This window comes from Streptococcus pseudoporcinus LQ 940-04, assembly GCF_000188035.1.
Taxonomy (GTDB): Bacteria; Bacillota; Bacilli; order Lactobacillales; family Streptococcaceae; genus Streptococcus; species Streptococcus pseudoporcinus.
Genome location: NZ_AEUY02000005.1, coordinates 1386142 through 1406760, shown reverse-complemented (window position 1 = coordinate 1406760; position 20619 = coordinate 1386142). Strand labels below are relative to the sequence as shown.

The 20619-nt window shown below is 36.8% G+C and carries 21 protein-coding genes and 2 pseudogenes; 5 read left to right on the top strand and 18 right to left on the bottom strand.

The features are described 5' to 3' along the window. Positions 1-162 precede the first annotated feature (162 nt). Both STRPS_RS08290 and STRPS_RS08285 read right to left on the bottom strand, forming a co-directional pair. Entirely contained in the window at positions 163-2292 is a 2130-nt protein-coding gene (locus STRPS_RS08290) for a heavy metal translocating P-type ATPase (RefSeq protein ID WP_000086363.1), read from the bottom strand. Beyond that, positions 2285-2629: an ArsR/SmtB family transcription factor gene (locus STRPS_RS08285; RefSeq protein WP_037598943.1), complete on the bottom strand. Its 345-nt coding sequence runs from the start codon at positions 2627-2629 to the stop codon at positions 2285-2287. Before STRPS_RS08285 ends, STRPS_RS08290 begins: the two co-directional genes overlap by 8 nt. 225 nt (positions 2630-2854) lie before the next feature. Between STRPS_RS08285 and STRPS_RS08280 the strand changes: the two genes are divergently transcribed. After that, the gene (locus STRPS_RS08280; protein ID WP_001072464.1) at positions 2855-3154 is read left to right on the top strand and encodes a DUF5960 family protein; all 300 of its coding nucleotides are present in this window, start codon (positions 2855-2857) and stop codon (positions 3152-3154) included. A gap of 53 nt (positions 3155-3207) precedes the next feature. On the opposite strand, the gene STRPS_RS08275 is transcribed toward STRPS_RS08280, so the two are convergent. Then, the gene (locus tag STRPS_RS08275) at positions 3208-3996 is read right to left on the bottom strand and encodes a hypothetical protein (protein WP_000540327.1); all 789 of its coding nucleotides are present in this window, start codon (positions 3994-3996) and stop codon (positions 3208-3210) included. Positions 3997-4004: 8 nt separating this feature from the next. Here STRPS_RS08275 and STRPS_RS08270 point away from each other — a divergent pair, with 8 nt between their 5' ends. Further along, a complete protein-coding gene (locus STRPS_RS08270; RefSeq protein WP_000934381.1) occupies positions 4005-4601 on the top strand; it encodes a TIGR01906 family membrane protein in 597 nt (198 codons plus the stop codon). Between the two features lie 173 nt (positions 4602-4774). Here the strand turns inward: STRPS_RS08270 and STRPS_RS08265 are convergent, their stop codons facing one another. The 12 genes and pseudogenes from STRPS_RS08265 to STRPS_RS08210 form a co-directional block, all read right to left on the bottom strand. Next, positions 4775-6862, bottom strand: a complete 2088-nt coding sequence (locus STRPS_RS08265) for a heavy metal translocating P-type ATPase (protein ID WP_001245437.1) — start codon at positions 6860-6862, stop codon at positions 4775-4777. Positions 6863-7000: 138 nt separating this feature from the next. Continuing rightward, on the bottom strand, positions 7001-7207 hold the full coding sequence (gene tcrZ, locus STRPS_RS08260; protein ID WP_000711500.1) for a copper chaperone TcrZ: 207 nt from the start codon (positions 7205-7207) through the stop codon (positions 7001-7003). A gap of 79 nt (positions 7208-7286) precedes the next feature. Continuing rightward, positions 7287-7795 (bottom strand): annotated as a pseudogene (locus STRPS_RS08255) (HAD-IC family P-type ATPase); the annotation flags it as partial. A 22-nt stretch (positions 7796-7817) separates the two neighbouring features. Continuing rightward, on the bottom strand, positions 7818-8264 hold the full coding sequence (locus STRPS_RS08250) for a CopY/TcrY family copper transport repressor (protein WP_000103845.1): 447 nt from the start codon (positions 8262-8264) through the stop codon (positions 7818-7820). Positions 8265-8688: 424 nt separating this feature from the next. Continuing rightward, positions 8689-9027: a Cd(II)/Zn(II)-sensing metalloregulatory transcriptional regulator CadX gene (gene cadX, locus STRPS_RS08245; RefSeq protein WP_000711078.1), complete on the bottom strand. Its 339-nt coding sequence runs from the start codon at positions 9025-9027 to the stop codon at positions 8689-8691. A 12-nt stretch (positions 9028-9039) separates the two neighbouring features. Then, positions 9040-9654, bottom strand: a complete 615-nt coding sequence (locus STRPS_RS08240; protein ID WP_000615743.1) for a CadD family cadmium resistance transporter — start codon at positions 9652-9654, stop codon at positions 9040-9042. Between the two features lie 73 nt (positions 9655-9727). After that, positions 9728-11290: a recombinase family protein gene (locus tag STRPS_RS08235; RefSeq protein WP_000756015.1), complete on the bottom strand. Its 1563-nt coding sequence runs from the start codon at positions 11288-11290 to the stop codon at positions 9728-9730. Next, positions 11290-12123 (bottom strand): recombinase family protein, encoded by an 834-nt coding sequence (locus STRPS_RS08230; protein WP_000956790.1) that lies wholly within the window; start codon positions 12121-12123, stop codon positions 11290-11292. The genes STRPS_RS08235 and STRPS_RS08230 overlap by 1 nt, the downstream gene beginning before the upstream one ends. A 193-nt stretch (positions 12124-12316) precedes the next feature. Beyond that, the gene (locus STRPS_RS10700; protein WP_000382663.1) at positions 12317-12478 is read right to left on the bottom strand and encodes an SHOCT domain-containing protein; all 162 of its coding nucleotides are present in this window, start codon (positions 12476-12478) and stop codon (positions 12317-12319) included. Between the two features lie 108 nt (positions 12479-12586). Then, on the bottom strand, positions 12587-14056 hold the full coding sequence (locus STRPS_RS08220; protein WP_000515884.1) for a LysM peptidoglycan-binding domain-containing protein: 1470 nt from the start codon (positions 14054-14056) through the stop codon (positions 12587-12589). A gap of 6 nt (positions 14057-14062) precedes the next feature. Further along, on the bottom strand, positions 14063-14458 hold the full coding sequence (locus STRPS_RS08215; RefSeq protein ID WP_000661395.1) for a phage holin family protein: 396 nt from the start codon (positions 14456-14458) through the stop codon (positions 14063-14065). Continuing rightward, the gene (locus STRPS_RS08210; RefSeq protein WP_000922387.1) at positions 14436-14642 is read right to left on the bottom strand and encodes a hypothetical protein; all 207 of its coding nucleotides are present in this window, start codon (positions 14640-14642) and stop codon (positions 14436-14438) included. Before STRPS_RS08210 ends, STRPS_RS08215 begins: the two co-directional genes overlap by 23 nt. A gap of 636 nt (positions 14643-15278) precedes the next feature. On the opposite strand from STRPS_RS08210, the gene STRPS_RS08205 reads away from it, so the two are divergent. Together STRPS_RS08205 and STRPS_RS08200 are read left to right on the top strand one after the other, a co-directional pair. Beyond that, entirely contained in the window at positions 15279-15638 is a 360-nt protein-coding gene (locus tag STRPS_RS08205) for an ArsR/SmtB family transcription factor (RefSeq protein ID WP_001058366.1), read from the top strand. Then, positions 15635-17752: a heavy metal translocating P-type ATPase gene (locus STRPS_RS08200; protein WP_001291323.1), complete on the top strand. Its 2118-nt coding sequence runs from the start codon at positions 15635-15637 to the stop codon at positions 17750-17752. Before STRPS_RS08205 ends, STRPS_RS08200 begins: the two co-directional genes overlap by 4 nt. A gap of 584 nt (positions 17753-18336) precedes the next feature. Here the strand turns inward: STRPS_RS08200 and STRPS_RS10470 are convergent. After that, positions 18337-18447, bottom strand: a pseudogene (locus STRPS_RS10470) (helix-turn-helix domain-containing protein); the annotation flags it as partial. 7 nt (positions 18448-18454) lie between these two features. On the opposite strand from STRPS_RS10470, the gene STRPS_RS08190 reads away from it, so the two are divergent. Continuing rightward, positions 18455-18685, top strand: a complete 231-nt coding sequence (locus STRPS_RS08190) for a CHAP domain-containing protein (protein WP_001875682.1) — start codon at positions 18455-18457, stop codon at positions 18683-18685. A 112-nt stretch (positions 18686-18797) separates the two neighbouring features. Here STRPS_RS08190 and STRPS_RS08185 read toward each other — a convergent pair whose 3' ends face one another. Then, positions 18798-19568, bottom strand: coding sequence for an ABC transporter permease (locus tag STRPS_RS08185; protein WP_000490874.1), 771 nt, complete (start codon positions 19566-19568; stop codon positions 18798-18800). Beyond that, entirely contained in the window at positions 19561-20496 is a 936-nt protein-coding gene (locus STRPS_RS08180) for an ABC transporter ATP-binding protein (protein WP_000119359.1), read from the bottom strand. Before STRPS_RS08180 ends, STRPS_RS08185 begins: the two co-directional genes overlap by 8 nt. Positions 20497-20619 lie beyond the last annotated feature (123 nt).

Sequence of the window (20619 nt, the reverse complement as noted above, 5' to 3'; positions counted from 1 at the left end):
GTATAAACATTCTCCAAATTTCTCAACATCAATTGAGAAATTTGGCTTTTTCCGTTGCTCAGTTAAAGCGTCCTTTAGTTGTATATTTCCTGTTAATATCCCTTTTGAAGCATAACATTGTTTTCAATGATCGCATCCGATTGTTGACACCCATTTTAGAACCTATTCTTTGATTTTCAATAAGCGTAAACTGTTTAATGTTACAAGTAAAGTTGCTCCCATATCAGCAAATATCGCTATCCAAAGTGTTAACCAACCGGGCATGACCAAAAGTAATGCCACTAATTTAATCGCCAAAGAGAAGGTAATGTTTTGCTTGATGATTGCTAAAGCCTTACGGCTTAATTTTATTGTATATGGCAATTTACTCAAATCATCAGACATTAAGGCGATGTCAGCCGTTTCTAAAGCTGTATCAGTTCCAGCACCACCCATTGCTACACCAACGGTAGATGCCGCAAGGGCTGGAGCATCATTCACGCCATCTCCGACCATCCCCACACTTTGATGTTTTTCTCGAAGTTCTTTAATAAAATTAAGCTTATCTTCTGGAAGTAAGTCAGCTTTAATATCCGAAACACCAACTTGTTTTCCGATGGCTGTTGCCGTTCTTTGGTTATCGCCTGTTAGCATCACTGTTTCGATTCCCATATTGTTCAACTTGCCGATAACTTCTTTAGACGATTCCCTCATTTCATCGGCTACGGCAATAAACGAAAGAATTTCTTTTTCTGTTCCTAACACCATCACCGTTTTACCTTGAGTTTGCATATCGGCAATTTTTTCTTTTTTATCGCTTGAAATGCTTCCGTGTAATTCCTCAAAAAGATTTTGACTTCCCACATAATACATTTCATTATTTATTTTGGCTTTAACGCCTTTACCTGTAATGGATTGAAAATCCTCTACTGTTACTTCATTGAATTTTAATCCATTTTCTTCTGCTTTTCGCATAATCGCTGAAGCAAGAGGGTGCTGCGATCCTTTTTCAATGGCTGATGTTATGGTTATTAATTCATTTTCATTTCTACCATATGTCACAATGTCTGTTACAGCTGGAATCCCTTTGGTTAATGTTCCTGTTTTATCAAATGCTATCGCTTTTAAGTGTCCTGCTGCTTCTAAATGGATACCACCTTTAATTAATACACCATTTTTCGCTGCATTTCCTATTGCTGTAACCACAGCAACTGGAGTTGAGACTACTAAGGCACAAGGACAACCAACCACTAATACAGCTAATCCTTGATAAATCCATTGGCTCCAGTCTCCGCCAAATAATGGTGGAACTACTGCAATTAAAAGAGCTAGTATGACAATAGCTGGTGTATAGTATTTTGCAAATTTATCGACAAACGCTTGAGAGGGGGCCCGTTCTGCTTGGGCTTCTTCTACCAAGTGAATGATTTTTGAAAGAGTAGTATCTTCAACTCGTTTTGTTACTTTAACCTCAAGTAACCCTTCTTCATTCAAGGTTCCTGCAAATACTTCATCATTTGTGATTTTCGTTACTGGAACACTTTCACCTGTAATCGCAGCCTGATTTAATGTCGATGTACCTTTAACCACTATTCCATCCATTGCTAACTTTTGACCGGGCTTAACTATCATGATGTCTCCAACTTGAATCTCATCAACATGAATCATCATTTCTTCATTGCCTCGTCGAATTAACGCTTCTTTTGGGGCAATATCCATTAAAGATTCAATAGATTGACGTGCTTTATCCATTGAATAACGCTCTAATGCTTCACTAATCGCAAATAGGATAACAACGGTTGCCCCTTCACCCCATTCACCAATAATTGCAGCTCCTATAATGGCAATAGTCATAAGCGTATTCATATCGAAATTTAATCTTCTTAAATTTTTGAGACCTTTAATAAATAACGAATATCCACCGATTAAAATGGACGCTGCATAACCAATTGTCGGTAGAACATGCTCTTCACCATACTGCTCTCCTAAGAACCAGCTAACTACAAGTAAAAGAGCTGATATATATACCTTAATGTTTTCTTTCTGCTTCCAAAAAGGTTCTCCTCCTACCCTTTGTTCTTTTTCATCTCGAATTTTTAAATTTTCAAATGCTCCTGCTTTTTCTAATTCTTCAATGGTTGTCGTCCCTTTAACATAAACTTTAGATGCTCCGAAATTTACTTTCGCATCCTGAACACCGGGAAGTTCTTTAACATTATTTTCAAAAATGGCTGCACAGTTAGTACAAGTAAATCCTTGAACACGATAGGCTTTCATTTCTTTTTCAGACTGTTTTGCTTTCCCTCTAGACATTGATCTTCACCTCTTTCTTATGTGCCAATGCAATCATCATAATTTGTCTGATATACTCATCATCTAAGGAATAAAATGCAAGTTTTCCCTCTTTTCGAAACTTAACAATCCCTTGCTTATGGAGCGTTCGCAGGTGATGAGAGGTATTTGCAACCGTAACACCTATAATATTTGCAATATCACACACACACAGTTCGTCATCTTGACACAATGCATAGGTAATTTTTGCTCTATTTTTATCTGCAATAGCTTTTAACATTTGGGCAACACTAGAAATATCTACTGTCTGTAAATTACCTTGTATTCGATTGACCTTTTCTTCGTCATAACAATAAATTTCACAAGTATTTTTTTAATCATATTCTCACCTCAATATCATTCAAGTATTTGTTTGAATATAGTATAACCCTTTTCATTAATTAATTCAAGTGTTTTTTTGAATGAATAAAAAAATTCATAAAAAAAGACTTGGAGTACCCAATTCTAATAACAAAATAACCAAACTGCATAAGACTTTAAGTACATAACATTATTAGTATTGAACTTGTTGAGGAGGTGCTTTATGAATCAGCTTGAGTTTCAGCGTAATCACCTGCAAATGGACTATTACAGCGAGAGCTACCAAGATTTTGAACGTGACTTCTACCGCTACTCCAACATGAATATTCCATTGATCTTCCTGACCGATGATATCCTCAAAACAATGGCGACTTCACGTAAGAATTACTTTGTCCTGAATAAGGAAAAGTCCAAAGATAACCGCGATCACTTCTTCATATTTGAAGTAAGAACCTTAGAAGAGAATCCACTAATCTATCATTATACATATAAGAAAACAACTACATACTTAACACAAAAATAGGAACTGTTCAATTGACTGTTCCTATTTTTAATCTTCATAAAATCTAAGCTATTCTATTTTGAAAAATTTACCATCTTCGAATATTTTTCCAAAGGACCAGATGGTTTAAAACTAGGTCCCTGCCGACCAATTATTAATTTTCCTTCCCAGATTTCCTCAGGGATATTACTATCTGTTAGCTTAAACAAACTTTTTGAGTTTCCAAGTCGTTTAAAATATGCTCCAGAATAAATTGGCTCCTGATTACTGTCATTTGTGATAAAAGGGTCTTTATTCGAAATGTAAAAATCAAACTCGTTACGATCTCTCCCAAAATAAAAGATTGGTATCTCAAGCATATTATCAATTTTTCTATTATGAATATACTCACATAGATTTAAGTAGCCACTTTCTACAGTTTTAATCAAACCGAGATCTAGTTTATCTTGCTCCGATATTCTATACCCTCCTAGTACTAGATAAAAAATTAACAATGCATGGTTTCTAGTTTCTTCAATTGTTGTCCAATCATTTAAATTATGCTTATGAAAATAGCCATTTCTTAATCCTACAAAAGTTGACAATGACTCAACAATATAATAATACGTTTCGTCATCAATACCATCAGCAAGTAAATCCATATTACGTGGATAGAATTTCTGACTGTTAAAATCTCCAAAAAAACTTGTAATAGATTTAAGATTTATATTTTTAACTTTTGAACTATCATTAAGGAGTTTGTCAGAGAGTGTATCTAACGGTTTAGCTCCTGCAAATATTTTACGGTTTACAGAATCCTTTTCTATGGTATGTAAAGAGATATAGGAAAATAGAAATTGTTCAATAGATTTAAAATACCCCATGGCTATTGATGTTAAATCAATATTTTCTGCATTTTGAAGAGAGTAAAATAGTTACTCCCTTATATGCTTTCGACATTGATTATCTGAATATTCCTAAATATGTCGGTCTATCAAAGGAGCAGATTCTGGAAAACTACCGCATCCTCCTGACCTATTTGAATATCCCATGGTTTCTCGCATTGGATATGCCGGATTTCCCTAGTTCGGCTAGTGGGCTTTTCCACTTTTTCGAGGTCAAGAAGCTTTTTATGCTGGACTACCTGATCTTGATCTTTTCTGGAATGGGCACGCTATGGTTTGTACGACATCTAAATAGGAGACGAGAATCTTGGCGGCTCCTACCCTACTTCCGCCAGGGAACCCTTATTCCCCTTGCTATCCTTTTGGCTCTCCTGGTTAGCTTCGACACGCTGTTTGTGCTTTTCCATAAAGTTTTCTTTAACAATGACGCCTGGCTCTTCAATGCCACTACTGATCCTATTATCTTAGCTTTACCTGCCGAGTTCTTTATGCACAGTTTCCTCTTGGCCTTTGGATTAATCGAAGTCTTCCTAATCCTGGGGTACTTCACTACTAAATATCGAATCTCTGCCCCAAGCCGTTGATTAAAAAGGTTATGGTTCATAAGAAAAACAGGGCTCTCCATCGAAAGCATGGGAGCCCTGTTTTTATCGAAAATTTATCGATCTATGATTTTCCTTATACAGCATACTGGCTGGTCTGACCCGATTCTGGAAGGGGGTCAAACCAGCCAGTGTTTTTTCGTTCCTGCTTCGTTTTATTTCGGCTCTAATTTCAATGTCATAGCATTGATGGCAACAATAACGGTCGATAAGGACATGAGGACGGCGCCGAAGGCCGGACCCAAGGTAATGCCGATAGGAGCAAGGAGGCCAGCAGCAATTGGAATCGCGATAAAATTGTAGCCTGCTCCCCATACCAAGTTTTGTTTCATTTTACGTGTCGTCTTGTTTGCTAACTCGATAAAGGATTCAATATCCCCTGGATCAGACTGAGTAAGGATAATATCCGCAGAATCCAAAGCTACTTGCGTTCCAGCTCCGATTGCAATACCTACGTCTGCCAAGGCAAGGGAAGGTGCGTCATTGACCCCGTCTCCTACCATGATAACCGTCTTGTTTTGGTTTTTCATGGACTCGACCAGCTTGTACTTATCTTCCGGAGATTGATTGGCTTGGTATTGAATACCTAGAACTTCTGCAACTCCTTGTGCAGCTTCCTCGTTATCACCAGTAGCCATGAGTGGTTCAATTCCGTATTTTTTCAGCACCTCGATCAAGTTTCTGCTGGTTTCTTTCAGTTCATCTCCCAATGCGACAGCGCCGATTGCTTCATTATTTTCTACAAGGATACTTAAAGTAGCGCCTTTCGGAATATCCATACGCAATGCTTTTCCGTATGCCTTTTGGCTGATTAATTGATAGTGGTGGCCGTTCGCCTCCCCTTCTATTCCTGCTCCCGAAACGATTTCAATGGAGTCAAAGGAAACTGACTTAATGCCTTTCGCTTCAGCGTGGTTCACAATCGATTGGGCAATCGGGTGACTGGAGCCCGCCTCTATACCCGCCAACAAGCCTGTAATTTCTTCTTCAGAATATTTATCACTCAAAACAGTGACGTCCAAGACTTTAAATTCACCAGTTGTTAAAGTACCTGTTTTATCCAATACCATAACATCCGCTTTAGTAGTTAATTCCAAAGCTTCTCTATTTTTAACCAGTAATCCTCGGCTTGCACCCAAACTAGTACTACGTGATACTACCAAGGGAATAGCAAGACCCAAAGCATGTGGGCAGGCAATAACTAACGCAGTCACAGTAAAGATAACGGCTGTAGGTAAATCTGCAATGATCATCCAGGCTACTAGAGCGATTAAAGCTACTACAACGGCAATGTAGAACAACCAGCTAGCTACTTTGTGAGCCACATTCTCTGCTCGAGATGGTTGGCTTTGTGCTTGGCTGATTAATGTCTGAACCTGAGAAATGAAGGACTTATCGCCCGTCTGCTTTATTTCCACATAGAGGACTCCGCCACCATTGGTTGATCCACCGATGACCTCATCTCCGGGTTTTTTTTCAATTGGTTTCGATTCCCCAGTCACAAGCGCTTCGTTTACACGGGATTCTCCGCGGATAATGATACCATCAGCTGGAACATTTTCTCCTGCTTGAACACGGATAACATCTCCAATCTGAAGTTCAGACACAGGACGAGTCTCAATCGAATCGTCTTCTAAAACAACATGAGCATCTTTCGGCACCAACTCAGCCAATGCTTTTTGCGCGTCCCCTGCTTCACCCAATGCCTTCATTTCAATCCAGTGTCCTAATAACATGATTAAAATTAACGTTGTAAACTCAAAGAAGAAGTCCATGACATGTTCTCCGGTCACATATCGAGCGGCCACTGCGTAAAGACTATAGGCATAAGAAACCGTTATTCCCAAAGTAATCAAGGACATCATGCCTGGAGCTTTTGAATTAAACTCATCTTTCGCACCCATGTAGAATGGTTTTCCGCCATAAATGTATAGAATTGTTGCCAATACAGCTGCTACAACGTCTGCATAAGGAAAGATAATTTGGAAAGGCAACTGAATATCCATCATAGGCGTAATGAGTAAGATTGCAATTCCTAATGGGAGTGACTTCAAGAAAATCTCCTTAAAGCTACCGTGATGGTGGTGGGCATGCCCTCCCATTGCGCCATGATCCATTTCACTGTGATCCATATTGCTGTGATCCATCTGACTATGTTCCATTTCATTATGGTCGTGTTTTGAGTGATCCATGTCGCCGTGATTATGATGACTATGTGACGAATGTTTTTTGTTATTTCTCATTTTTAATTCCTCCTTATTATATTAGAGACTGATTTTAAAGTTTTAGAACTTTCTCATCTAACACTGCATATAATTCTCACGAAAAGGGTTCTATACTTTATCTCTAGCTACTATCTATGAATAAATGTTATTCGTACTTTATGCACTTAATACTGAATAGTTAGTTTCTGCTAAAGCAGCATTGAGCGTTTCGGTATCAATCTCTGTTTGACTTTCAAGTACTGCTTTTTTAGTCGCTAAATCAACCTCTACAGATTCAACCCCTTCAATAGCTGAAAATCTTTCTTGTACCGTGTTCGCACAACCTGCACATTTTACGCCATCTAATAAGATTTCTTTTTTCATTATTTTATTCCCCTTTTTTTATCTTCTCCTATTATATAGAATAGGTAGAAGTTTAAATCCCAGATAAGCTACGTGTTTTCTAAACAACTGCTGGTTTGAATCGTCTTAACCGTAAAGCATTGAGCAAGACCGATACGGAGCTGAAACTCACGGCGACTGCCCCGCCAACATTGGACTCATCAATGGTCCGCCAAAAATATACAAAAGACCCATCGCAACTGGAATACCTACAAGGTTGTAAGCAAAAGCCCAGAACAAGTTTTGTTTAATGTTTCGTAGCGTTGCATGACTTAAATCAATCATAGTCAATACAGCGGTTAAATCATTACGCATAAGGACAATATCAGCCGATTCAATCGCCACGTCTGTACCTGATCCAACTGCAATTCCGACATCTGCTTGAGCTAATGCGGGTGCATCGTTAATGCCGTCTCCAACCATCGCTACCTTCTTGCCTGCCTCTTGTAGTTTTTTGACTTCCTCTGCTTTATCTTCAAGTAATACTTCACTTAATACACTGTCTATACCCACTTGCTTAGCAATCGCTTTGGCTGTTCGTTTGTTATCTCCAGTAATCATGATTACTTCAACACCGCGTCTTCTAAGTTCTTTAACAGCCTTCATGGCAATCGCATTGCCCTTCTGTACACTGACAATCCACTTCTTCTACTGCGAAAGATTTTTTTATCTCTAATATTTTCTCTAGTCGATCTATATCATCGAAGCTTAAAACATGATCTTCAATGATGCTTCCTATTACATTTCCGACTTTCTTATTGCAAATACGGTTAAAAATATCTTCTGCATAATCCCTTACGGCTTCTGTCTCTTCAATATTGGCAGTGTAAATAAACTTTCTACCTTCATGCTCTGTATTTAGTACGCCTTTTCCAACTAATCGACCTAAGATCGTTTTGATAGTGGATTGTGTCCAGTCCATTTTTTCTTGCATTACGGAAATGACTTTTTTACTAGTTACTCGATCATTTGCCCAAACTACACGCATGACTTCCCATTCAGCATCTGTGATAGAAGTATTAAGTTCTATTGTGCTCATTTTCCTTTCCTCCTTGTTGTTTACGTATGTAAACGAAATATGTCAAGTCTTTTTATTAAATTCTCACTTTTTGGGGTCAGTCCCTTAAAACTGAAAGTTTTAAAATGAAATTAGCCATCTACCTATACTGTGAGATGAAGGCTACGACTCATTCTGATAACTCATCGATTTCATTTGATGACAGGTTTGGAGCTGTTAGGCAAATTTGCCAAGGCTAATCATAGCCTTGCTTTAGCCCAAAAAAGACATCCAAGAGATTTCTCTTGAATGTCTGTAAACGCTGATATAATCGTAGGTCGCTTTGCTTTAAATTATACTTTTTTCTTAAACATTTGATACGAGTAGGTATTTCTTGTGAGTAATTTTCATCAAAAATTTCATATATAATCTCCCTATAATCATGGAAAAGTAGTAAAAATAGTTGTTATCCTAGTTGATTAAAAAAATCTCTGATTTCCTCATCTTTTATAAAATAATATATAATTTTCCCCTCTCTTCTAGTGTCCAAGATGTTTTGATTGGCTAGTTTACGAAGATGGTGGGAGGCAGATGCCATACTGAGATTTAATAAACAGGCTATATCGCAGACACAGAGTTCTTCGACGGCAAGGAGATAAAAGATGATATTTATCTGTTTATTATCGGTAAATTTTGATAAAATGCGAAGTGATTTTTGGACTTTTTCCTTTTCAAGGTAGTTCGTTGCGGTTGTAACATTTTGTTGATTTATAACATCCACTTGACAGATACTATCTTTTTTCATAATTTTTTTCTCCTAGCCTAACACAGCCCATAGCATGTCAAAGCTGTTGTTTTCAATCAGGATATACATCCCCAATCCTAAATAGACAACGGCAATAAACCATCTGCTATATTTTTCCAAAGTTTCTCCAACAGAAGGGACTTGTGACAATTTTTGGGCAGAAAAAACCAAGAGATAAATCATGACTAGAAAGGTCAGTAAAGCCACTATCAAATTCGATAAATTTAAGGTAGTAAAATATGGGACAAAGACACCAATATTGTCAGCACCACAACTTGCAAAAGTAATCATAGCGACTAGAAAAATCAGGTTTTTATTATCTTTGCTCAAACCTTCTTTGGCAATAGCTTCTCCATCAGAATCTCCTAAAAGCAAAACTTTGAGGCCTAGGAAAATTGGAATCAAACCGAGCAAACCTAAAATCTCTTTACTAGGAATATAATCTAAGACAAATGCAAAAAGCAAACTTAGCAATATTAGGCTAACAGAGCCTAGAAATTGTCCTAAATAGATGTTAATGATGTCTTTTCTGCTTTTTCTTTTGGCAAAAAATAACATTAGGATAATAAGTAAGTCTACGGCTGTCCCAGAATACAGGATTATTGAAGTAACAACATTTTGAATCATAAAACACCTCATTAAAATATATTTTTGAATGAATTTTAACATTAAACTTTGTAGATGTCAAAGAGGTCATAGCCTAAATTGCTACAACCGCTCCATTTTTAAATTTAAATTTGGCTCCCTTATCCTCGTTAATCATGACACTCTCAACTAGTGATTCCCATAATAATTCATCAAAATCGGTTAATACTTTCCCCAGCTTTTCTAAAGTTCCGATAAAGTCTTGCAATTCCTTATTCCTTTTAGATTTTTGCATCCTCTGGAGTTCTAGTGATTCAATATCCTGTACTATACCTTCATACTTTGAAGTCAGTTGATTATACTTTTTGAGGTACTTGTCTTGGTCTTGCCTTATAATGGCATTTTCCGAAACTAGATTTGCAACTAACTGACTGACAACTTCTGCTTCAGTTTCAAGGACCTTTATCTGTTCGTCAATTACCTCAAGGTTTCCAATGGATAGTAATACATATAGATTGTCAATAACTTCAATCCTATTATCTAATACTTGATTTACCGCTGAGATGAACCACTGTATCACCTCCTCCTCAGTAACGTGAGGGGTAGAACATTTACTAATGCCTTTGTATTTTTCGTTACATTGATAAATCACCCTTCTGTATTTGGAGGTTGAATGCCATACCTTGCTACCAAAGAAATGACCACAATCTCCGCATACAAGTTTTGAACTAAAGATTGTTGTGCTCGACTTTCTACCTTTATTTTCGAGCACTTGTTGAACTGCATCAAAGGTCTCTCTATCTACTATTGCTTCATGGTTATTCTCCACATAATACTGAGGCAACTCACCTCTGTTGATGTTCTTCTTTTTGGTCAGAAAATCAGTTGTATATGTTTTCTGTAGCAAGGCATCCCCTTTATACTTCTCATTTCTAAGCATTCGCTTGATTGTGGTTGCGTTCCAATGAGATTTGCCGCTAGGAGAAGGTATAACTTGTTCAGTCAAATCCTTTGCGATATGATATGGTGATTTTCCAATAAGAGCTTGCTGAAAGATATACCTAACAGTTTTGGCTTCATCCTGATCAACTACAATTGCCCCATCTTCACCAGCCTTAAAGCCTAAAACATTGGTATAAGGAAAATGAACCTTCCCTTCTGCGAATTGTTTCCTTAAGCCCCAAGTCACGTTCTCTGAGATACTCCGACTTTCTTCTTGTGCCAAACTAGACATGATGGTTATGAGTAGCTCACCTTTTGAATCTAATGTCCAAATGTTTTCTTTCTCAAAGTAGATTTCTACACCTACCTCTTTCAACTGCCTAACCGTAGTCAGTGAGTCTACAGTATTCCTCGCAAATCGACTAACTGATTTTGTAATAATCAAATCGATTTTGCCATCAAGTGCATCTTCCACCATTGATTTGAAACCAGTTCTTAGTTTTGTATTTGTCCCACTGATACCTTCATCAGAGTACATTTTAACAAATTCCCAATCATCCCTCCCATTAATGTATTCAGAGTAGTATCGCATCTGTGATTCATAGCTTGTTGCTTGGACTTCATGGTCAGTTGATACCCTGGCATAGCCTGCAACTCTACGCTTTTTCAAAGAGAATTCATCTGAACTTGACCTAATAATACTTGGTGTTGCCTCAATAGTAATTACTTTCTTCACTAATATCGCCCCTCTCTAATTTCTATAGGATATTTCCTTCCTTTTACTGGTATAACCCAGATGATACGTTGACCAAAATCATAATCGATGTGTTTAATATTATTTTCAACCCACTCTTTATCAGGGATAATGTCTAACTTGCTTTTAAAAGATGCCAAAAGTCGCTTTTCTCCTAACGTCCTACATGAACATGATGATGCTCCGAATCGATTTCGTGTTCGACAATAATATCGTACAGTTTTATTAACTTGTTTTGAATCCACTTTAACAATCATCAAACATCCGCATTCTGAACATGAAATTTTGTCACGAAAGATACCTTTATTTAAGTGGCTTTCTTGACTCATTAACTGATATCTTCGCTCCTTCTCATGAAGTACTAAATCAAAATATTCTTTTGTAACAATTGGCTCGTGTGCATTTTCAATGATGTACTTATTGCGTTGCCCTTTATTCCTTTTCGGATTCCTAGAGAATGCCTCACGATAGGTCTTCTGTAGGACAAGGCGACCAAAGTATGCTTCTTGCTTGAAGAATTCTCTGATACTTGCTACGGTAAATGGATTACTAAGCCTTGTTAAGACTTGTTCCTGATTGAGTTTATCAACTATCTGCTGTACCGAATCTCCATCCAGATACCATTTAAAGACTTTTCTTATAACTTTTGCCTCATTAGGTTCAATCTGATATTGTTCTCCATCCCAACGGTATCCATACATATCCTGTGGAGTGTGCGGAATCCCTTTTTCAAACTTCTTTTGGATTCGCCATCTTATATTTTCACTCAGGTTTTGAGACTCCTCTTGAGCTACTGAGGCAAGGAGGGTTAACATCAATTCTCCTTCTGAGCTAAGACTATGTTGACAGAGAATGATGAAGACGACTATCGGAAACCCTTTCATAGGCCGCAACCTTAAATCTTGGCTTGCAGGGTGATTTTATGGGTTGTATTCTTCTAACTGTTCTCAAATTAATACACTCCTTTCGCTACTATATATCACTCTAATAGAAAAAAATATCCAGTTATTAGGTCGATAATTGACTTATAAACGGTTGATATTTTTCAAGCATCAACTGCCTAAATAGTTCAAATTCCTCAATAGTGATTGCTCCATTATTTAGAAGTACCTTTGCTTGTATCATTGTTAGTTGGTAGGTCATCTCATTATTAATTTTTTTAACGTCCATATTATCCTCCTACTTTACTAGGTAGGTTTGGGAGAGATTTTTCCGCACTTTTTGAAAAAAAAGGCAAAAAAAATAAAGCCTGATGTTCCCACCAGGCTTAAGACTTAATTATGATATTCTAAACCAACCAACAACTTTACCAAGTTTGACAGTTCCAGTCGCATCATAGAGTGAGCCATCTCCCATCCAGACACGTTTCACTCGGCGAGTAATACCGCCACCACCAATTTCCAGTTGGTCATTGATACCATTCTTGTTGTGGTCAGAGTAGCCATCGACATTTTGTTCCACCCCATCAATGCTTGTACCATCTGAATCGGTAATACAAATGCCAATATGACCATAAGGATGACCGTCCGTCTTAATAACATAGAAATCACCAGCTTTTGGATTTACTCCCCATGCATCTTTGATGACTGTAAAGCCATTGGATTTTGCTTTGGTTAAGCAATCAATGGCATTGGTGTAAGCCATGTCCTTGTCGGTCAACTCCTGTACAATCTTATCCACCAGACTGACGCATTGTCCTCCATAAGGGTTGGATGGAACAGCCACCTTTTGACCGACCTTGGACAATGCTGACGCAACCACTCGACTTGCAACACTGGTTGGAATAGCGGTTGTTGTCCTTGAAGCCGCATTGACCTTTAGAGTTTGTCCAACTTTTAAAATATCCGTCTTCTTCAAGCCATTTACCGCAAGAAGAGCATCAGCTGTTAAACCAAACTTCCGAGCGATTCCATAATAGGTATCGCCTTTCTGTGCTTGATAGGTCTGCTCACTATGGCCTTTGGTTGTTCCTTCTACATCCTGCTCAAGCACCCAAGACTTGATTCCATCAAGTAGATATGCTCTCTTACTGTTGGAATGGTGCACATTCTTCACTTGGAGGATTTTGTAGGTGCGCCCCTTGACCCAGTTGGCGATTTTCTGACCAGTCTGATAATGAGTCGCATGAGACAACACCCTAAGACTATCACCAACAAGATAGATTGGTTTTGAAGGAGTTCCTGAACTCCCAACGGTTGAACTGGGTGTCGAGGGAACTGTGGTCTTGACTTCAACTCCTGTTATAGCTGATATAAGAACTCTCGCAATATCCTCTTTCTTGTTCTCAAAAATCGCCATATCTTGTTCATTATCAATGAAGGCAATTTCCACCAAACGATAGGTGTATCCACGACTTGCTGCTTGGTTGGCATTATAGAGCCAATCTACCTTCTTAATGCCACGATTTTGGAAAAAACGTGAAAGAAGAGATAGGATTGCCATATCTTCCTTATCCGCTTCTAAGGAAGACTGAATCAAGACTTCTGTCCCTTTGGCACTACCATTAAAGGCATTGAAGTGCAATTCAGTAATTGAGTCGTATCCCTTTCCAATACTGGTAATACTCCGATAATCATAAACATTTTGTACGGTAATAAAATCAATCTGTTGTCCACCGTACTTAGACATTAAGTTGGCTAATTCTCGAACCTTTCCTGCTTCTGTGATACCTAGTTTGGCATTCACTGCTCCAGGATCATAGCCTGTTCGCCCTTGTCCATGACCACAAATGACTAGATGTTTTCCCATATCTTCTCACCTCTCATTGATTTGTTTTAAGATTGCTTGTAGTTTCTCAGATATTGGTAAACCAATTCGAACGGTATTTTCTAGAATACTTAACCCCTCATTACTGAGATAAAAGAAAATGACCATTGTTCGAATCGTTCCACCCTGCTTGATGATTGCAGTATCAATTAAATGACCTAGTGAAACTAAAAATAAAATGGCTATCTTTTTAAAGATGCCACGAAAACCGATACTACTTGACAATTGTTTCTCTACAACTGCCGCAAAAATTCCTGTTAGATAGTCAATAATAATGAAGACAAGTAGGGCATATAGGATACCATCCAACTCTCCAAATAGACTACCAATCAAGCCTCCAATCATGGAAAATAAAATCTTATTAAGAGTTAACAGTTCCTTCATCGGTCACCTCACTTTCTACTGAACCTTCCTGCACAATGGTAGGGTCTGACCAATCCGGTTGACCATTCTCATCAAACCGCATCAGATAAAAACATTCATAGGTATCTACTACTTCAAACTGTTCCATTACGATTTTAAATTTTAATATTGATAAACGTCCTGCGTGATTGATATATTTTAACACCCGTTTCCTCCTATTTATTTACGCTCTAGTCATTCAATATTTCATACTAATAGTCTGCCATATTTTTAAAATCAAAAAAATCACGGTTAAAAAACCGTGACCTTCTCTGAGATAATCGCAAAATTCTAGGTTTGCGTGTTTAGCGCACCCTTCGATTGCGCTAAACACGCTGGCATACTGCCCGAAAACACAAAACTCAATCGTTTTGATTTTCTCCTGGTCTCGCCACTTCGTGCCGGCGTCTGCGAACCGCGCAGACAAATGCTCGCCGAAACTCGCAAGTCAAAAAGTGATTCTTCGAACCATTTTTGACAGCCCCCTTCTATACTTATCTACTTATCGTCTTTTTTGTTTCGCAGAATAGATAATTTCAAATATCATTCCTTGGTTCTGTTGCAATTGTATGTGGAGTCGGAACTTACTACTATATCATGAGAAATGAAGATTAAAGTTGAAACAAAAAAACAGATTGTTTTAAAATGTAAATCTGTTTTTTTTGTTTGGTCTGATTTTATCACACCAATTATGTGATCAGAAAATGACCATTTTATGAACATTCAAACATTCACTTGAATATAGATGAATGTTCTGATATAATATATTCAAAAAAATATTTGAATGTAAAGGAATGATCGTATGAATAATGAAATTTGTGAAATAACTTGTATTCATGAAGACAAAGTTAATCGTGCTAAATCTAAACTAGCAAACTTTGATACTCCGTCAGTAAGTGGTTTCTTTAAAATATTGTCAGATGAAAATCGACTTAAAATTGTACATGCTTTAGTTCATGAAGATGAGCTATGTGTTTGTGATATTGCTAATATCATTGATGCTTCGGTCGCAACAACTTCACACTATCTGAACTCCTTAAAAAAATTGGGAGTAGTTGATAGTCACAAGGATGGTAAGTTAGTCTATTATTTTATTAAAAATATCAAAATCTTAAATCTTATGGAGCTTGGCGTAAATTTTAAAGAAGAGGTGCTAGCATGAGTGAGAAAATGACCGAAAAAACCTATCGAATAGAAGGATTAAGCTGTACAAATTGTGCAGGTAAATTTGAAAAAAATGTAAAGCAGTTGCCAGGAGTTACGAGTGCAACAGTAAACTTTGGTGCAAGTAAGATTTCAGTAGAAGGCCAAACAACAATTGAAGAACTCGAAGAAGCGGGAGCCTTCGAAAATCTTATCATTCGTGATGATCAAGAAAATGATGAACAAGTTAGATCAAAAGAGTCTTTTATTAAACGGAATATCGCTTTAATCATCTCTCTTGGTTTTATACTTGTTGCTGTGATTTCCCAACTATCATTGGGCGAAGATCATTTATTAACGAAAGCTCTTTATATATTGGCAATAATAATTGGTGGATTTGATTTATTTAAAGAAGGGTTCTCTGATTTGATCAAATTGGACTTCTCCATGGAATCTTTAATGACTATTGCAATTATTGGGGCCGCATTTATTGGAGAATGGGCCGAAGGTTCTATTGTAGTAATACTATTTGCTATTAGCGAAGCTTTGGAACGATTTTCAATGGATAAAGCAAGACAGTCGATTCGTTCTCTTATGGATATAGCTCCCAAAGAAGCTCTTATCAGGAGAAACAATGTAGAGCAATTAGTCAGTGTCGATAAAATCGATATCGACGATATTATGATCATTAAACCCGGACAAAAAATAGCCATGGATGGGCTTGTTATCAACGGTCATTCTTCAGTAAATCAAGCAGCAATAACAGGAGAATCGGTTCCTGTTGAAAAACAGTTAGATGATGAAGTGTTTGCAGGAACACTAAATGAAGAAGGTGTTCTTGAAGTCAAAGTAACAAAAAAAGTAACGGATACAACGATTGCCAAAATCATTCACTTAGTTGAAGAAGCGCAAGGAGAACGAGCTCCTGCACAAGCCTTTGTAGATAAATTTGCAAAATACTATACGCCATTCATAATTATTATGGCCCTTTTGATAGTGGTTGTTCCTCCGCTATTCTTTGGTGGTGACTGGAATAAATGGCTTTACCAAGGGTTATCCATTTTAGTTGTCGGATGTCCTTGTTCATTAGTGATCTCAACACCTGTTTCAATTGTTTCGGCTATTGGTAATGCAGCAAAAAATGGTGTTTTAGTAAAAGGCGGAGTCTATCTGGAAGAAATTGGTCATTTGAGAGCAATTGCTTTCGATAAGACTGGAACCTTAACAAAAGGAAAGCCTGTCGTAACGGATTTCATTGCAACCAGTTCTGAAACTGATATAAATTATCTATCGATTATTTCATCGTTGGAATCTCTTTCTCAACACCCATTAGCTTCTGCTATTTTAAACGAAGCGGATAAAACTAATGTGGATTACAAGTCAATACAAATCGAGGATTTCCAATCTATCACAGGTAAAGGACTTACAGGTATACATCAAAACATACGTTACTATATTGGAAGCCCTAAACTGTTTTCTGCATCAGTAATCGAAGAAACAGCGGTCAAAGTACAATACAGACAATTTCAAGAACAAGGGAAAACCGCCATGTATTTCGGTACTGACGAACAAATTTTAGGAGTAATTGCTGTCGCGGATGAAGTAAGAGATTCAAGTGCTGCCGTTATTTCTGAACTCCACAAGTTGTCAATTGAACACACTATTATGCTTACTGGTGATAATACTAAAACCGCTGAATCTATTGGTAAGCAATTAGGTGTGACTGAAATAAAAGGAGATCTAATGCCTCAAGAAAAATTAGATTCGATTAAAGCGTTGCGGACAACTTATAATAAAGTAGCAATGGTGGGCGACGGCATTAATGATGCACCAGCATTAGCTGCATCGACGGTTGGTATTGCAATGGGCGGTGCAGGAACAGATACGGCTCTCGAAACTGCTGATGTTGCTCTAATGGGCGACGATTTACAAAAATTACCATTCATTGTTAGACTTAGCCGTCAAACTCTAAAAGTAATTAAGCAAAATATCACCTTCTCATTAGGTATAAAACTATTAGCTCTACTACTAGTCATACCAGGTTGGCTAACACTATGGATTGCTATTGTAGCAGATATGGGAGCAACGCTTTTAGTAACATTAAACGGATTACGATTGATGAAAGTTAAATAACACAACAAATAAAAGAAGGCATGTTTATAAGCGTGCCTTCTTTTTATGATACATTTTTAGTTTTTTTGAACGCTAGTTATGAAGCAAACTATGCGTCATTTAAATATTAAAATGACAGTCTAACCTTATTAAGTAGGTGTTCCCATTAATACTTTGATTTCCTTAGATAATAAAAAGCTCCAGAGAAATAAAATAAGATCTTCAAATTATAAATTTCATCTCTTTAAAAATTATTATTTTGAATTTTTAAAGAGAGCTTTTATGAGCACCACCATTATAAAAGCTAAAAACAAAGCTACTACACCAACGACAATAAAAGAAGTATAATCAGCATAGCTACCATCACTAAACATTTGAAGAGTAAAAATGCTGCAATAAAGCTAATTAAAAATTGAAGCCATATCTGGTGGATATATTTTTGGAGGAGAAAAATATATCCATACATGCCTATTAAAAGTAAAGTAAAATCTATATTTTGAAGTATAGGATCTCCTTGGATGATATTTATAATTAGAGTGGTAAATGTGACTACTAAAACAATAAATATCATCCTAAAAACAGGTTTACGTGATTCAAAAAAGAAATCATACAATTAGTTGGTCGATTTCTTTTTTTATTCGGTAAATTGTTTGCCTAGTCACATTGTAGTCTGTTGCAATCTTTGAGATAGCGACCCTATTCTCAAGATCCTGAACGGTTCTGTTGCAAAGTTTTAAAGCTAAAAATCAGTGGTTGGGAAAAGGTAATTTGCCTAAAAGTGGTAATATCATCTTTTTTGACTGGGATGGTGATTCTGTTAGCGACCATGTAGGAATTGTTGAGAAAGTAGAAAATAACATTGTTTACACAATTGAAGGTAATTCAGGAGACAAAATTGCTAAACTAAGTTATGAAAAAAACAGTCCTTATATCATGGGATATGGGACACCATAATCAAATTCTTTGATACATTAAAGTACAATCTTCATGAAATAAAATAAAAAAGCTCTTATCTCCACAAATATGTTAGAGGTAAGAGCTAATTCTAATAACTGTCTTTTAATTATTAACTTCTTAATCCCTTTCCTTTATCTACTAAATAATAACAAATTGCATAAAGAACGATGATAAAAAGGATTAATATTGTAATTGAAACCATAATTGGTACATCTGTCGTTCCAAGAAATCCATAACGAAATCCTGAAATCATATAAACAATTGGATTAATTTTCGATACTGACTGCCAGAATGGCGGCAACATTGAAATGGCGTAAAATACACCACCTAAATAAGTTAATGGCTGTAAAACAAATGTTGGTACAATTGAAACATCATCATAAGATTGTGCAAAAACACCATTAATTAAGCCTGCTAATGAAAATAAAATTGCAGTCATCAATAATGTAATCACCACAATAAACCATGAATAAACATGAAGTGGAACAAAAAATAGAGAAATGACTGTAACCAATGTCCCAACTAAGATACTCCTACCCAGTCCACCAATAACAAATCCCCAAATAATAACATGTGTGGGTACAGGTGCAACTAATAGCTCTTCAATATTCTTTTGGAATTTTTGAGAAAAGAAAGATGAAGAAACATTTGCGTAAGAACTTGTGATTGCAGACATCATAATTAAACCTGGTACAATAAATTCCATATAGGAGAAGCCGCCCATATCACCAATACGACCACCAATCATTTTTCCAAAAATAACAAAATATAATGAGGTCGTAATAACAGGAGGCACTAAAGTTTGTACCCATATCCGTAGGTAACGGTTGGTTTCCTTAACTGCTAAGCTTTTAAGTGCTGTAAAGTAGAAACTAAACATTTTTCTCCTCCTTTTGATGTTTGTCTTCGGTAATTTTTAAGAACAACTCTTCCAATCTATTTGATTTATTGCGCATAGAAAGAACCTTGATATTTTGCTGATTGAGCTGCTCAAAAATATTATTAACTCCCTGATTTCGTTCAACTTCTATAGCAAGTGTTAGATCATCTTCAAAAAAGTGCTTATAACCTTTTATCACAGGCTTTTTGTCGTAGCTATCTAAATCAAAAATGAAAGTCTCATATTGTAGTTTTGATAGAAGTGCTTTCATACTTGTATTCTCAATTAGCTCACCTGATTGAATAATTCCAATGTTACGACAAAGCATCTCTGCTTCTTCTAAATAATGAGTTGTAAGAATGATTGTTGTGCCACTTTCATTTAACTCTTTTAAAAATGCCCACATTTCTCTTCTAAGCTCAATGTCCACTCCAGCAGTTGGTTCATCAAGAATTAGCAGACGTGGCTCGTGCATTAATGCTCGAGCTATCATAAGTCTTCGTTTCATCCCTCCAGATAACATACGGGCACGAACATTTCTTTTATCCCATAAATTGGACTGCTTCAAATACTTTTCACTACGTTTCAGTGCCTCTTTTCTTGAGACACCATAATATCCTGCTTGATTTACTACAATTTGTTGTACCGTTTCAAACGGATTAAAATTAAATTCCTGCGGCACAAGACCAATCTGTTGCTTTGCTCGCTCTAAATCATTATCAATATCATAATCAAAAACCTTCACTTGACCAGCAGTCTTATTAACAAGTGAGGTAATAATTCCAATTGTTGTTGATTTTCCAGCACCGTTTGGACCTAGCAGTGCGTAAAAATCTCCTTCTTCTACAGTTAAATCAATACCACGCAGCGCCTCAACACCGGTCGCATATACTTTTTTTAAGCCTTTTAAAACTAGTGCATAGCTCATTTACTCATTACCTCCTTACTTATATTTCTTTTGTCAAAAAACAAATGCAGTCAAGGTGCAACTGCATTTGCGACAAACTATTTTTTGTCTTCTTTAGCTTTAGATTCTCTTTTTTTAGCTAAA